This window comes from Rhodoferax sp. GW821-FHT07F03 (assembly GCF_059418745.1).
In genome coordinates, this window is the sequence record NZ_JBWKQM010000007.1 from 12,341 (window position 1) to 26,624 (window position 14,284).

15 protein-coding genes are annotated in these 14,284 nt (G+C 66.1%); 7 read left to right on the forward strand and 8 right to left on the reverse strand.

The window, feature by feature from the left end; genetic code table 11:
* Nucleotides 1-3 precede the first annotated feature (3 nt).
* Complete coding sequence (locus tag AC07R0_RS11645; protein ID WP_495104934.1) at nt 4-309, forward strand: HP0495 family protein; 306 nt, start codon at nt 4-6, stop codon at nt 307-309.
* A gap of 59 nt (nt 310-368) precedes the next feature.
* Nucleotides 369-995, forward strand: coding sequence for a lipoyl(octanoyl) transferase LipB (lipB, locus tag AC07R0_RS11650; RefSeq protein ID WP_495096405.1), 627 nt, complete (start codon nt 369-371; stop codon nt 993-995).
* 7 nt (nt 996-1,002) lie between these two features.
* On the opposite strand, the gene AC07R0_RS11655 is transcribed toward lipB, so the two are convergent.
* Both AC07R0_RS11655 and AC07R0_RS11660 read right to left on the reverse strand, forming a co-directional pair.
* Nucleotides 1,003-1,578 (reverse strand): restriction endonuclease, encoded by a 576-nt coding sequence (locus AC07R0_RS11655; RefSeq protein ID WP_495075794.1) that lies wholly within the window; start codon nt 1,576-1,578, stop codon nt 1,003-1,005.
* A gap of 27 nt (nt 1,579-1,605) precedes the next feature.
* Nucleotides 1,606-2,187, reverse strand: coding sequence for a 3'-5' exonuclease (locus AC07R0_RS11660; RefSeq protein WP_495104935.1), 582 nt, complete (start codon nt 2,185-2,187; stop codon nt 1,606-1,608).
* Between the two features lie 75 nt (nt 2,188-2,262).
* On the opposite strand from AC07R0_RS11660, the gene chvE reads away from it, so the two are divergent.
* From chvE to AC07R0_RS11680, 4 genes are all read left to right on the forward strand, one after another.
* Nucleotides 2,263-3,330: a multiple monosaccharide ABC transporter substrate-binding protein gene (gene chvE, locus AC07R0_RS11665; protein WP_495104936.1), complete on the forward strand. Its 1,068-nt coding sequence runs from the start codon at nt 2,263-2,265 to the stop codon at nt 3,328-3,330.
* Nucleotides 3,331-3,425: 95 nt separating this feature from the next.
* Nucleotides 3,426-3,728 (forward strand): hypothetical protein, encoded by a 303-nt coding sequence (locus tag AC07R0_RS11670; protein ID WP_495105146.1) that lies wholly within the window; start codon nt 3,426-3,428, stop codon nt 3,726-3,728.
* Nucleotides 3,644-4,795 carry an esterase-like activity of phytase family protein gene (locus AC07R0_RS11675; RefSeq protein WP_495105139.1) on the forward strand — a complete coding sequence of 384 codons (1,152 nt, stop codon included), beginning with the start codon at nt 3,644-3,646 and terminating at the stop codon, nt 4,793-4,795. Before AC07R0_RS11670 ends, AC07R0_RS11675 begins: the two co-directional genes overlap by 85 nt.
* Nucleotides 4,796-4,816: 21 nt before the next feature.
* The gene (locus tag AC07R0_RS11680; RefSeq protein WP_495104937.1) at nt 4,817-5,389 is read left to right on the forward strand and encodes a PEP-CTERM sorting domain-containing protein; all 573 of its coding nucleotides are present in this window, start codon (nt 4,817-4,819) and stop codon (nt 5,387-5,389) included.
* A gap of 145 nt (nt 5,390-5,534) precedes the next feature.
* Here the strand turns inward: AC07R0_RS11680 and AC07R0_RS11685 are convergent, their stop codons facing one another.
* The 3 genes from AC07R0_RS11685 to AC07R0_RS11695 all read right to left on the reverse strand — a co-directional run bounded on the left by AC07R0_RS11685 (nt 5,535) and on the right by AC07R0_RS11695 (nt 10,302).
* Complete coding sequence (locus AC07R0_RS11685) at nt 5,535-8,270, reverse strand: Hsp70 family protein (RefSeq protein ID WP_495104938.1); 2,736 nt, start codon at nt 8,268-8,270, stop codon at nt 5,535-5,537.
* Nucleotides 8,271-8,354: 84 nt separating this feature from the next.
* Complete coding sequence (locus AC07R0_RS11690) at nt 8,355-9,428, reverse strand: PDDEXK nuclease domain-containing protein (RefSeq protein ID WP_495104939.1); 1,074 nt, start codon at nt 9,426-9,428, stop codon at nt 8,355-8,357.
* A 100-nt stretch (nt 9,429-9,528) separates the two neighbouring features.
* Nucleotides 9,529-10,302: a sigma-70 family RNA polymerase sigma factor gene (locus AC07R0_RS11695; protein WP_495104940.1), complete on the reverse strand. Its 774-nt coding sequence runs from the start codon at nt 10,300-10,302 to the stop codon at nt 9,529-9,531.
* 90 nt (nt 10,303-10,392) lie between these two features.
* On the opposite strand from AC07R0_RS11695, the gene AC07R0_RS11700 reads away from it, so the two are divergent.
* On the forward strand, nt 10,393-10,983 hold the full coding sequence (locus AC07R0_RS11700) for an ATP-dependent Clp protease proteolytic subunit (RefSeq protein ID WP_116606632.1): 591 nt from the start codon (nt 10,393-10,395) through the stop codon (nt 10,981-10,983).
* 72 nt (nt 10,984-11,055) lie between these two features.
* Here the strand turns inward: AC07R0_RS11700 and AC07R0_RS11705 are convergent, their stop codons facing one another.
* The 3 genes from AC07R0_RS11705 to phaP form a co-directional block, all read right to left on the reverse strand.
* Nucleotides 11,056-12,909: an Hsp70 family protein gene (locus AC07R0_RS11705; RefSeq protein ID WP_495104941.1), complete on the reverse strand. Its 1,854-nt coding sequence runs from the start codon at nt 12,907-12,909 to the stop codon at nt 11,056-11,058.
* Nucleotides 12,906-13,463, reverse strand: coding sequence for a DUF2760 domain-containing protein (locus AC07R0_RS11710; protein WP_495104942.1), 558 nt, complete (start codon nt 13,461-13,463; stop codon nt 12,906-12,908). The genes AC07R0_RS11705 and AC07R0_RS11710 overlap by 4 nt, the downstream gene beginning before the upstream one ends.
* A 229-nt stretch (nt 13,464-13,692) precedes the next feature.
* Nucleotides 13,693-14,205: a TIGR01841 family phasin gene (gene phaP, locus AC07R0_RS11715; protein ID WP_495104943.1), complete on the reverse strand. Its 513-nt coding sequence runs from the start codon at nt 14,203-14,205 to the stop codon at nt 13,693-13,695.
* Nucleotides 14,206-14,284: the final 79 nt, after the last annotated feature.

Sequence of the window (14,284 nt, forward strand, 5' to 3'; positions counted from 1 at the left end):
CCCATGAGCACACCGACCACCGACACTCCCGCCGAGCCCATCGATCCACGCAAAGAGTCGCTGATCGAATACCCGTCCCAGTTCCCTATCAAGGTCATGGGCCTGCGCGCCGAGGGCTTTGTCCATGCCATCACCAGCATCGCCAAACAGTTCGACCCTAGCTATGACGCCAGCACGGTCGAACTGCGCGAAAGCAAGGGCGGGAACTACCTGGGCATCACCATCACTGTCACGGCCACCAGCCGCGAACAGCTGGACGAGCTGTACCGCACGCTGAGCACCCACCCCATGGTGAAGATGGTCCTGTGACCGCCTCTCTGCCCTGTCAGCTGCTGGGCCGCGTGGACTACCTGCCCACTGTGCAGGCCATGCAGGATTTCACCGCCCAGCGCACACCGGATGAGCCGGACCAGCTATGGATTTGTGAGCACCCACCGGTATTCACACAAGGCCTGGCCGGCAAGGCTGAACACCTGCTGCTGCCCGGCGACATCCCCGTGGTGCAAACCAACCGCGGCGGCCAGGTCACCTACCACGGGCCGGGCCAGGTAGTGGCCTACCCGCTGCTGGACCTGAAGCGGGCCGGCTACTTCGTCAAGGAATATGTGTTTCGCATCGAAGAAGCCGTGGTGCAAACCCTGGCGCACTTCGGTGTGACCGGCCTGCGCGTGCCGGGCGCGCCGGGCATCTACGTGCGCCTGCAAGACCCGTTTGGCCATGCGCGCCTGGAAGCCGGCTTTACCGCCAAGGAGCTGGAAACCCAGCCCCACTACCTGGGCAAAATTGCCGCGCTGGGCATCAAGGTCAGCCGGCACTGCACCTACCACGGCGTGGCGCTGAATGTGGCCATGGACCTGGAGCCCTTCCAGCGCATCAACCCCTGTGGCTACGCCGGACTGCAAACCGTGGACCTAGCCAGCCTGGGCGTGCAACTGCCCTGGCAGGACGCTGCCCTGGTGCTGGGCGAAAAACTGGGCCGCTACCTGCCCGCCTGACGCGTTATCAAGCCTCGGCCGTCTTGAGCAACTGCGCCAGGGCCGTACCCGACACCAGCTGTATGCCCTGCTCCTGGGCAAATACACGGGCCTTGTCGCTCACATCGCCAGCGCTGAGATAGATGCAGGCATCGGCGCCACGGCGCTCCTTCTCAGCCGCCAGATCGCGCAGCGCCTCGACGCCGTGGTTTGCCGCCTTCCAGCGCTTGGCCGCCACCAAGGTGTTTTTACCGTCTTTCGCCAGCTGTAGATCTGCGGCCGGCACATTTAGCCGCGTCACCATATGGCCTTGGGCGCGGTAGGCCGCGTCCAGGCTGTCGGCAAAGTCGCGCCAGGGCATGGCGCCAGCGCGCTCCAGCAGCTCGGCCACACGGGCAGCGCTGGGCACATTCCATTGGCGCTGCAGGGCCATCAAGCCGATCACAAAGAAGGGCAACGCGCCCATCACGCCGAACGGCACATAGGCCTTGGGCAGAAGGGCCGCCGAAGCCAGGCCGAAAGCCAGCACCAGCAGCATGCTGATCCACCACGGCGAGCGCAGCAAGACTGCGAAAAGAGAGTTCTTGGCCATTTTGAGTTTCATGACCAGAAGTGTACGGGTCGTGGAAGGCTAAAGCGCCTGGTACACCCGCAGCGCCGCATAGGCATCGTTGGCCGCGTACAGCATCTGCGTCGGGCTGAGCTGGGGCTGGGCCCAGTTGGATGTGGTGGTTTTCTTGGACTTGTGGAAGCGCTGGCGCAGCACCACGCCCACCGCCGCGCGCACCCCCATGGAGGTGCCATAGCCCTGCTGGCGGAAGATGCTGTTCAGGTCCAGCACGGCCTGCATCGTCACGCCCAGCCGGGCATGGATTTGCCCACGGTCCTGTTCCAGGCCGAAGCCCACTTTGCGCACCGCGGGTGACTGCAGTATCTGCACCAGGCAGGGCAGCGACTCCGGCCGATGCAACTGGAACAAGAAAGCCTGGGTGGGCAGCGCGAACTGCACCACGTGCGGCCCGCTGCTGACCTCGCCCGGCGCAAACGTGGGCTTGGCCTCGGTATCAAAACCCACGGCACCGGCCGCCAGGATCTGCGCCGTGGCATCCGCGAATTCAGCCTCGGTGTGGGGCACCAGAATGCGGTCCAGCGGCAGGCCCTGGAACGGCGGCAGCACACCGGTTTCGGCTTTGGTGGGTGCGTTCTTTTTCATTTTTCAGTACCAAGAGGGAAGCAGCCGGTCTGCTACGATCAAATCACAACAATACACATTTGGAGACAAATAGCCATGCAATCTGTGCGCAGACAGCTATTAGGAGGTTTGGTGGGCGGATTGCTACCTTTGGGCGCCTTTTCCCAAATTGCGGAAAAGGGGGTGATCGGCATCTCCCTGCCCACCATCACCTCGCTACGCTGGGTGATCGAAGGCCTGGCCATGACGCGCTTTATGGACAAGCTGGGCTACCGCGCCATTTTGCAGTACGCCAACGACGACCTGGCCGCCCAGACCGCCCAGATCGAGGACATGATCGCCAAAGGCGCCTCGGTGCTGGTGATTGGCGCCATCGACGGCACCAAGCTGGCCCCGGTGCTGCAGACCGCCGCCGACAAAAAGGTCAAGGTCATCGCCTACGACCGGCTGATACGCGGCAGCAACCATGTGGACTACTACGCCACCTTCGACAACTTCCAGGTCGGCGTGCTGCAGGGCAGCGACATCGCCAACCGGCTGGGCCTGGCAACGGGCAAGGGGCCATTCCGCATCGAGCTGTTCGCCGGCTCGCCCGACGACAACAACGCCCACTTCTTCTACAACGGCGCGATGTCGGTACTTAAACCATTCATCGACAAAGGCCAGTTGGTAGTGGGCTCGGGCCAGATGGGCATGGACAAGGTGTCCACCATGCGCTGGAGCGGCAGCGTGGCGCGCGCCCGCCTGGTCGGCATCCTGGAGCGCAACTACGCCAAGCAGCACCTGGACGCCATCCTCTCGCCCTACGACGGCATCACCATCGACCTGATCGAGGCGTTGAAAAAAGCCGGCTACGGCCAGGGCGGTCAGCCCCTGCCCGTCACCACAGGGCAGGACGCGGAGCTGCCCTCGGTACGCTCCATCATCCGGGGCGAGCAGACCTCCACCGTATTCAAGGACACGCGCGAACTGGCCCAGGTCACCGCCACCATGGTGGACGCCATCCTGTCCGGCAAAAAGCCCGCCATCAACGACGAGAAAACCTATAACAACGGTGAAAAAGTCGTGCCCGCCATGCTGCTCAAGCCGCTGCTGGTGGACGTGAAAAACTGGCGTGCCGCTCTGGTGGACAGCGGCTTCTACAAACCCGAGCAGTTCCGCTAGACCAAGCTGCGGGCCACCATGCGCGACGGCCCGCAGTGTCACTGCGCCGTCACACGGTGTGCGCAATATGTGTTCCTTTTGCCCAAGGACCACCCATGCGCCACCCGCGTCTAGCCCTGCTGACAGCCGCACTGCTCCAAGCCCTGGTGGCCACTTCCGTCCACGCGGTGGACCTGGTCGCCATTGGCAAACTCTCCGCCACCGCCAGCGACCTCTCCGGCCAAAGCGGTGCACTGGAAAACGGTGTACGCGGCGACCTGCTGGGTGGCGTGGGTCCGGCCTCACCTGGGCCGGCGGCAGCACCTTTCTGGCCCTGCCCGACCGTGGCCCCAACGCCACCGCCTGGAACGCCAGCGTGGACAACACCGCCAGCTACATCCCCCGCTTCCATACCCTGAACCTGGCGCTGAGCCAAACGCCCGACGCCAGCACCGGCCTGCCCTTCACCCTCAGCCCCAGCCTGCTGGCTACCACGCTGCTGTACAGCCGCACCGCACTGCACTACGGTGAGCCGGTCGCCGGCTTCTCGGCCGTGCCAGCGGCCAACACGACGGGCAAGTTCTACTTCTCGGGCCGCTCGGACAACTTTGCCGCCACCAGCACCTCCGCCGATGTGGCCGACGCCCGCTTCGACCCCGAAGGCATACGCCTGTCGCGCAGCGGTACCTCGGTGTTCATTTCGGACGAATACGGCCCCTACATCTACCAGTTTGACCGCGCCAGCGGCGGCCGCGGCCGCACCATCACCCTGCCGGCCAGCCTGGCCATCGCCAAGAAATCCTCCTCCGGCGCTACCGAAATCAGCAGCAACACCAGCGGCCGCGTGGCCAACAAGGGCATGGAAGGCCTGGCCATCTCGCCCGACGGCACAACCCTGTTCGGCTTCATGCAAAGCCCGTTGATCCAGGACGGCGGCGACGGTGGCCGCGCCAACCGCATCCTGAGCATCAACATCGCCTCCGGCGCCACCCAGCAATACGTCTACGACAACTACCTGGCCGACATGGCCAAGGCCTACAACAGCAGCGAAATCCTGGCGCTGAACAGCCATGAAATCCTGGTGCTGGAGCGCGACGGCAAGGGCCTGGGCGACGACAGCAAGGCCGTGGTCAAGCGCGTCTACAAGATTGACTTGGCCGGCGCCACCGACGTCAGCAAGCTCAGCGGCGAAGCCAACCTGCTGCCCTATGCCGTGCCCAAGACCCTGTTCCTGGACATCGCCGCCAAGCTGCAAGCCGCCGGCCTGAAGAACACGCAAATCCCCGCCAAGCTCGAAGGCATGGCCTTTGGCCAGGACGTGGTGGTAGACCGCGCCGTCAAGCACACGCTGTACATCGGCAACGACAACGACTTCCTGCCCGTCACCGCCGGTGGCCTGGCCAACCCCAACCAGTGGTTCGTCTTCACCTTTGACGAGTCCGACCTGGGCGGCTCCAGCTTCGTGAACCAGACCCTGCCCAACTAAATACTTTTCAGCCCTTACACCATGCACTCCAAATTCCTCGCCATCTCCGCCCTGGCCCTCGGCCTGGCCGGCAGCGCCCACGCCGACTTTGTGCTGAACACCGCCCCCGCCAACTGGACCACGGTCAACAGCAACGGTGGCAACGGCACCGTGGCGGCCAACAGCAGCACGCTGACCCTGAACTCGTCCAACTTCAGCGACTTCAGCAGCGCACCGCTGGACCCGACCACGCTGAGCTACAGCCTGCTGTTCAACCAGAACACCCTGCTGAGCTTCAACTGGAACTACAGCACAGCCGACGACGGCGGCTCCAGTAACGACAGCTTTGGCTACATCCTGGACGGCGTGCTGCACCAGCTCAGCACCGACGGCCTGTTCGACCCGCAATCGGGCAGCCTGTCGCTGCTGGTGAATGCTGGCAGCACCTTCGGGTTTGAAACCACGTCGGTGGACAGCCTGTTTGGCGGCGCCACCACCGTGGCGTCCAACTTCAGCGCCACCAACCAGGTGCCCGAGCCCGGCAGCATGGTGCTGGTGTTCACCGGCCTGCTGGCGGCGGGTGCCATCGCAAAGCGCCGTAGCAAGCAGGCTTGAGGCTGCGTCTACCGTTCGCCCTGAGCCTGTCGAAGGGCTTCGACAGGCTCAGGGCGAACGGGAAATTTCATTCTGCAGTCTTGAAGGTTTTAGGCCTGCAGCGCAGTTAATACCTGCGCAAGTAGCTATCAAAGCAATAGCAGACTCAATCCACCAGCTTCAGCCCCACCGGCAGCGATTCGCCGAATACGCGCCGGGTATCGGCCTCGTCCAGCACCGTCACCTCGCGCACCATGGCCACCCAGGCGGGGGCGGCGCGGGCGGCCAGCAAACGGTCGACCACGCGCTGGCGCAGCGCATCGGGCACATCGCGGGCGCGGTCTCCGGTGGCACGGGCGATCTGGGTCGCAGCAAAGGCTGCCGGCTCCACCTTCGCCCAGTCTTGCGCCAGCACCGCCTCCAGCCACTGCGCTGCCACCTCCGGCGGCACCACATGGTGCAGGCTGGCGTACAGCGGCTGGCGCGCGCCGATGCGGCCCAGCGCCCACCAGGCCTGCGGGTTCTCGCCCGGTCTTTCCAAGCGCTGCACCAGCCACCCGCCCAGCTGCACTTTGTTGGCTACGGAGATGCGTTCGAACGAAGCCGCCATGCGCAGCATCTCGTCCAGCGCCAGCATGGGCGGGCCGCCGGGCGCTTCAATGTCCTGCCCGCCCACGGGCTGCAGGTAGTAGGCGATGGCTTCATAGACCATGTCTTGCTGCTCGGCCGTCAGCCCACCGGCCACGCGGCGCCATAGCGTCCACCATTCGGACCACTGCTGCGGCTCGTGGCTGTGGGCGATGCCGGGCTCGAACAAGTCCCACATCTGCTGCACGCGCCAATCGTCCAGCGGGTGGCCAAAGCCGGGCCGCAGCGCGTAGCCAGTCAGGTTGAACCACTGGCGCTCGTGCTGGGCCGTGCGGCGGCGACGCTTGGCGCGCTCCAACAGCTGGCCGAACAGGGTGCGCAGCAGTGGCGTATCCCAACTATCGCGGCTGCCCAGCAGGCGCTCCAGATGGGCGCGCAGCTGCTTCACCTCCTTGGCGTCCACGCCCTGGGCGCGGTCGCCGTAGACGCGGTCTATGGCTGTGCTGGCGTCCGCCAGGCGCGGGTGTGGCGGGGCCTCCTGGGCGGCTTCCTGCGCATCGCCGCGCAATTGGAATTCCAGCTGCCACTGCTGGGCCGGGTCGTCCACAGCGATGCAATGCATCTCCAGCGTGCCCACCTCGGTCAGTGCCGTGCTCAGCTGCACCAGCACCTCGCGGGCCGTGCCCTGCACCACGGTAGCGATCGGAGGCAGGCGCACGAAGCTGCCCGTAGACAGGTCGATCAGCTCGCCCGGCTGGTGCTGGGTATCAGTGACGCTGGAGGCCAGATAGAAGCGCACCGGCCGCCCCAGGCGCAGCGCAAACGTGCGATCGGCCAGCATGATGGGCTTGCCCTCTTCCGCTCCGTGCGGCAGCACGCAGATGCCGCGCTGGCTGGTCAGGCCGCCGTTGTCGCCGTCGTCCAGCACCAGGAAATAGCTGCGCGCCGAGCCCCCGCCTATGCGCGGTGCCTTGCCGGAGCGGGCCAGGGCGTAGGCCACGGCGCCGCGCGCCACGGCGGCGTCCAGCTGCGGGTTGTGCAGCAGCTGCAGCGGCTGGGAGCTCCAGTTGTTCAAGGTGTCATGCAGACGCTGGACCAAGGCCTCGGCGTGGAACACGCCACCGTTCAGCAGCAGCGCATCGGGACGCACACCGGGGTGGCGCTGCAGAAAGGCCGCAATGTGCCGGGTGATGGCAGCGTCGCTCGCATACGGCAGGCCGAACGCCACCAGGCCGCCACGTCCGCTATGGGCGCGCTGGGGTTGCGCGTCGGCGGCGACCAATGGGAAGAAGCCTTCAACCAGCAGCTGCTGCAAATCCGCCCGGTGCAGCGGCGCGGAACGCGCGCCACCGATGAGGCGGGAGCCGCTGCCCAGCAGCGTCACCGTGGTGCTCTCGGGCGCGCCGGGGCTCCACAGCAGCTCCTTGGCGGCGCGGCAGCGCTGGGTCAGCTGCGCCAGTTGGGTAGCGCTCAGGCGCTCGCTGCCCAGGCGCGACTCGACCAGATGCGCCAGCGCCAGGTCCATGTTGTCGCCGCCCAGCACCAGGTGGTCGCCCACGCCGCTGCGGGTGAGCTTGGGTTCGCCGCCGACGATCTCCACGTCGATCAGCGTCAGGTCGGTGGTGCCGCCGCCCACGTCGCAGACCAGCACGCGGCGGGTTTTCTTTAAATCTTCGGCCAAGGTGTCGCGGTGGCTGTAGACCCAGTCGTAGAACGCGGCCTGAGGCTCCTCGATCAGGCGCACGCCGGGCAAACCCGCCAGGCGCGCGGCTTCCAGCGTGAGTGCGCGCGCACCTTCGTCGAAGGACGCGGGCACGGTCAGCACCAGCTCTTGCTGTTCCAGCGGGGCCTTGGGGTGCTGGGCGTTCCAGGCGGCGCGCACATGGGCCAGGGTGCTGGCGCTGGCGGCCAAGGGCGAAACCTTGGCAATGTCGGCCGGCGCGCCCCAGGGCAGGATGGGCGCGGTGCGGTCCACCGCGGCGTGCGACAGCCAGCTTTTGGCGCTGGCCACCAGCCGGCCAGGCTGCTGCGCACCCAGCTCCAGCGCCAAGCGGCCCAATACCGCAGATTCCGCCGACTCGGTAGACGGCCAGGGCAACTGCACATCCGCCGGCGCCAGCGTACCGGCCGCGGGGTGAAAGCGCACCGAAGCCAGCTGCGGCAGCGTCGCCACCTCGCCCGCCGCCACCAGCTGGGCGATGGGGAACAGCTGGATCTGCGCCGCCCCGCGTTCGGCAAACGCCACCACCGTGTGGGTGGTGCCCAGGTCGATGCCAACGGTGTAGCGTGGCTTCTTGTTTGCTACATTAACCATAGCTACTTGCGCAGGTTAAATATGCGCTAGAGGCTGTTTCTATGTATTTTTTGGGCGTTGCCCACCGTGGCGGCCAGGGTGGCGTCATTCAGAATCGTCTTCCATGGATGTGTCGCCCTTGGCCAGCTCGCGCTCAATCTGCTCAATGCTGGGCAGGCTGGTCAGCAGCTCCGCGGGCAGGGATTCAAGCAGCTTGTATTCGGCGATGCCCATGGGCTGGCTCTTGTCGCCCAGGGCGTATTCGGCCACGATCTTGTTTTTGCTTTTACACAGCAGCAAGCCGATGCTGGGGTTGTCCAGCGCACTCTTGACCTGGCGGTCTACGGCGGTAAGGTAAAAACCCAGCTGCCCCAAATGCTCGGGCTTGAACTTGCCACCCTTGAGTTCAATCACCACATAGCAGCGCAGCTTGAGGTGGTAGAACAGCAGGTCGATGAAAAACTCGTCCCCGCCCACGTCCAGCAGCACCTGCCGTCCAACGAACGCAAAGCCCGCACCCAGCTCCAGCAAAAATTCGGTGACATGCTGGACCAGGGCGTTTTCAACCGCACGCTCCTGCGCCTCGTCGGTCAGTCCCAAAAAGTCGAAGCGATAGGGGTCTTTGACCGACTCGCGGGCCAAGTCGGACTGCGGCTGTGGCAAGGTTGCTGCAAAGTTGGTGACTGCCGCACCGCTACGCGCCAGCAGGCGGGTTTCAATCTGCATGTTCAGCACATTGCGCGACCAGTTGTGCTCCACGGCCTTGGCGGCATACCAGCGGCGCTCTTCCGGTGTGTCCAAGCGCTCCAGCAAGACCAGGTTGTGGCCCCAAGGCAATAGTGCAACAGCCTGTTGCACAAACTCCGCGTCCGGCCAGGCCTGGGCAAAGGCGCGCATGTACTTGAGGTTGCGCGGAGAAAAGCCCTTCATGTCCGGAAAGGCCGCGCGCAAATCATGCGCCAGCCGCTCAATGACCTTGGCGCCCCAGCCTTGTGCGGCCTGCCGTGCCAGGATGTCCTGCCCCATCTGCCAGTACAGCAGCACCAGCTCGCGGTTCACGGCCAGCGTGGCGCGCTGCTGGGCGGCGTGGATGCGCCCCTTTAGATCGGCCAGCCAATCGGCATAGCCTTCTGGGGGCGGAACCAGACTGGCCGGCACCGTGTTGGCGTTGCTACTCATACTTTTTCTCTCCTTGCCGCCTTCGAAGCCGATGGGGTTGGCGCGCGAACCGAGGGCTCGATGCTAATCGAGCTATTCGCAGAATCCAGGCGGATGCGCACTACAGCAGCACGGCTTCCGGCTCGGGCCGCACGCCCAGCGGCAGCACGCACAGCCGGACGCCGTCCAGGCTGAGCACCAGGCCCAGTTGACCGCCTATCTGCACGACGCCGCAGGTGCTCGCAGGCGACGCTGTCGTGGTTGCTGCCGCCAGCGTGGACATGGCCGCCAAGGCGCTGATCGGCGGCTGGCGCAGCATCGCCCACAGGGTCTGCGGATCGCGCAGCTGCAGCGACTGCAGGTAGAGGCGGAAGACGGTCTCTTGCTCCTCCGCTGGCTCCGTATCGGCCCCGGGGCCTGCCGTTTGGCGCAGCCGCAACAGCGCCCGCCGCAGCTGCTGCCGACTCGCGGCTTCGGATCGGCCGCTGGCGGCTGCGATCTCGGTATGGGCGACCTCGAAGACTTCGTGCAGCAGCAGAGCCGCGCCGTCCTCCGGCGCCAGTTGGGCCGCGAGCAGGCGCAAGGCGTAGGTGGTTTCTTCGGCCAGCGCCGCATCCATCTCGGCCGAGGGGGATGTGGCGTCGTCAGCGTCCATTCCGGCCAGCCAGTGCCGCATCCAGTCGCGGCGACGCAGGCGGTCTATGGCCAGGTTGCGCACCACGGTGAGCAGCCAGGCCTGGGCAACAAAGGGCGCCTGCGTGTCTGGCGTCAGCGCGCGCAGGTAGGCGTCCTGCACAGCGTCCTCGGCTTCCGCCGGGCCCAGCAAGCGGGTGGCAGCGCGCAGCAGGCGGCGGCGGTCGGAATCCAGCAGAACCCAATGGTGTTCGTCGTACATGTCTACATGGTGCCATAGCGCAGCCAGGGCTGCGGTGTCACGAAAGCCGTGTGTTGTTCGTCAAGGCAGTTCAACTACCAGGACTCCGATATGGACACCCCAGACACCACCCCGCCCTCCAGCGCCACCGAGCCGCGCACCTCCTACCTGGAGGAAAAAGCCTTCAAGTCGCGTACCTTGCTGATTTTCGGCACCGTCACCGACGTGATGGCCGCCGACGTGGCGCGCAGGCTGATCGCGCTGGACGCCGACAGCGCCGACCCGATTGACGTGCTAGTGAGTTCGCCGGGCGGCCACCTGGAGTCGGGCGACGCCATCCACGACATCCTGCGCTTCATCGCCGCGCCGGTGAACATGGTCGGCACCGGCTGGGTTGGCAGCGCCGCCACCCATTTGTTCCTGGCCGTGCCGCGTGCGCGGCGCTACTGCCTGCCGAACACGCGCTTTCTGATCCACCAGCCCAGCGGCGGCGCCGGCGGGCCGGCCAGTGACATCGCCATCCAGGCGCGCGAGATCGTCAAGGCCCGCGAGCGCATCGCCCGCACCATCGCCCGCGAAACCGGCAAGCCGCTGGAGGAGGTGCTGGTGGACATAGAGCGGGACCGCTGGCTGTCGGCCGAGGAAGCCGTGGAGTACGGGCTGGTATCGCGGATCATTGAGCGCAAGACCGAGCTCAGGTAAGCGAGATGCTCCATTTTTAATAGCTGCCTGCGCAGGTAGAACCTGCGCCAGAGGTCGATTTCTTATAAATCCTTACTGCCCGTCGGCACGGACTTCGAACTCGATCTTCCAGCCCTCCCCGCCGTTGCGTGGAATCGCATGCAGCTCCAGCGTGCCAGCCTCGGTGACGGCGGCGCGCAGTTTGACCGGCACCACTTCGCCAGGGGCGCGACCCTCGGCCGGCAGATGGGCTTCGATCTCGGCCAGCTCCTGCAGCTCGTCCGGGGTCCAGAAGTCCAGCAGCATGCCGACCGTGTCATCCCGCCGCACGGACGAGCCGAAGAAGCGGAAGCGCACGGCTTCGCCGACCACCAGGCCAAACTCCTGCGGCGGCAAGTCCGCCTGGCTGCCTTCTTCCATGCCGAAGGGCGCCACGCACAGGGCCTGCACCGGTGGCTCCAGGCCGGGCACGGCGGGCATGGCGGATTCAATGCCCACGTAGTAGGACTGGGCCGTGCCGCCGCGGATGCGGATGCCCTGGCCTTGGCGCACCGTGCCGTAGTAGGCGCCGCCGCGGGCTACCGCGTAGTCCAGGTCGGCACCGTCGAGCAGGCGCGCAGCCGGCGCGCCTTCGGCTTCCAGCCAGCTGTTCAGCGTGGCCAGGGTGCGCTGCACCAGCAGGTCCGACTTGAACACGCCGCCGTTGAACAGCACGGCCGTGGGGTGCAGAAAGCTCGCGTCCTGCGCGGGCGCAAAGCCGCCCAGGGCCGCAGTGGCGCCGACCTGGCGGCCCAGCAGGGCGGCCAGGTGGCGGGTGACGGCCGCGTCCTGCGCATACGGCAGGCCGAGCTGGGTCAAACCCGCACGGGCCCGGCTGATGGGGCGGGCGCTGCTGTCCACCTGGGGGAAGAAGCCTTCCAGGATGGTGGCGGTGAGCGCTTCGCGGCGCAGCTCGGCGCTGATGGAGCCGCCGATCAGGCGCGCGCCGCGGCTGGGGATGACCAGCGGAACCGACTGCACATCGGCGTCGCTGAGCAGCTTTTCCTTGGCCAGCCGGCAGGCGTAGGTGAGGGCGCGCAGCTGCCAGGCGTCCAGCGATTTGCCGTCCGCCGCCAGCTGGCGCGCCACACCATGGGCCAGGGCCAGGTCCATGTTGTCGCCGCCGAGAAGGATGTGTTCGCCCACGGCCACGCGGTGCAGCTGCAGATTGCCTTCGGATTCGACCACGGCGATCAGCGAGAAGTCGCTGGTGCCGCCGCCTACGTCGACCACTAGGATCACGTCGCCGACCTTGACCTGTTTGCGCCAGCCGCCGCCGCTTTGGGCGATCCAGCTGTACAGCGCGGCCTGCGGCTCTTCCAGCAGGGTGACGCCGGTGTAGCCGGCGGCCTGGGCGGCCTCGGCCGTGAGTTCGCGCGCAGCCGGGTCGAAGGACGCGGGGATGGTCACCGTCAGCGCTTGCTGGTCAAACGGCGCGTCGGGGTGCGTGTAGTTCCAGGCGTCGCGCAGATGGGCCAGGTAGCGGGTGCTGGCTTCCAGCGGCGAGATACGGGCTACCTCGTCGGCCGCCGCACCGGGCAGGTCCGGCGGCAAGATGGCCGCACGCCGGTCCACGCCGGGGTGGCAGAGCCAGCTCTTGGCGCTGGACACCAGGCGGATCGGGGTTTGCGCGCCGTGGCTGCGTGCCCATTCACCGAGCACCGCCGTGGGCGCGGCCTGCCAGGGCAGGGCCAGGTCGCCGGAGGCGAATTCGCTGGCGTGGGGCAGGTAGATGAAGGACGGCAGCAGCGCGTAGTCCTGCACCGCGCCAGGGCCGCTTTGCTGCGGTATGGGCAGTATCTGCGGGGTGGCGCTGGGGTCGTTCAGGTCGGTAAACGACAGGGCGCAGTGGGTCGTGCCCAGGTCGATGCCGATGGCGTAGCGGGCAGCGTTTGGAGCTGCACTCACAGTTCCACCTCGGCCGCGGCGATCACGTGCGGGTCGTGGCCCTCGGTGGTGCGGGGCAGGCGCACGTCGGTGGCTTTCCAGCCCGGGTGGCGCAGCGTGCCACGGAACGGGGCCTGGCCAACCACATTGCCCGTCAGGCGCACGCTGCTGGCGTCAAAGCCGGCATCCAGCACCACGCGGCTGCCTTCGGCCTCGCTGAGCGCAGGCACCAGAGTGAAATGCTCTTGCAGCACCTTGCGGCAGCCGGTGTGCACCAGGCGCGCGGCGCCGCCAATGTCGGCGTCAGAATAGGCGGCCACGTCTTCCTGGATGAAGTCCACAAACCGGGCTTCACGCTGCAGCAGGCCCAGCAGTTGCAGGGCGGCGTCGGGGGTGGAGACTTTCACCACAGGTGCGGGCGTTGGCACGGGCGCGGGTGGCGCAACGGGAGACGGGGTAGGTGCAGCTGGCACGCCATCACGCAGCGCTTGCAGGCGGGCGGCCAGTGCGCCATCGCCCAGCACGGCAAATGCCAGGGCCAGGCGGCTGAAAAAAGAGGGGCTTTGACTCGGCATTCATTTCTCCACAAATAATTTAGGCACAACGCACCCCTCCAAGGACACCGTAGAACCGGCTTTGCCGGGCTACTGGTGTCGCCCCCTGCAAGGGGGTTGGCGCAAGACGCGTAGCGCTGCAGCCTGGGGGTGAGTCAAGTCCTTCCACAAAGACAAACGGCCCGGTGATCCACCAGGCCGCAGGGCATATTTTGTCAGGGATGGACGCCGTAACGCCCGGGTGCAGGGTTTAAGCCTTGGCTTCCAGCGTGGCTTCCACGGTTTCCACTGCCTTGTCGGTGGCTTTCTTAGCTACTTGTTGGGCGGATTCGATGGCGTTGGTGGCGGCAGCCACAGCCGACTTCACCAAGGCCACGGCGTTTTCACTGCCGGCTGGGGCATTTTTGGCAGCGGCTTCCACGAAGCTGCTGATTTCAGCCTTGGCATCGCTTGCAGCCGCTTCCACGTATTCGCGCACTTCATTGCCGCTGGAGGTCACGATGGACTGCACATGGCGCAGGTAGGAAGCGGCTTTTTCAGGAGCAGCCTTCAGGGCCTGGCTTTGCAGGTCGGCGAAAGCCTGGGGGTTTTGGGCACCGGCCAGGGTCTGGCTGGCATCGGCGGCTTCTTGCAGCGTGGCCTTGGCGGCTTGCAGGTTCAGGCGAACCAGGCTTTCAGCGCTGCCGAACAGGGAGTTCGACAGATCGAACAGGCCGGCAACAGCGGATTTTTGGGTGGCGATGATGTTTTCGAAATTCAGCATGGATAGCTCCAGTGGTAGTAAACGGTGGTGATCAGGTCGGTCAGTACAACAATATGTTGCACTGCAACATAATCCAAAC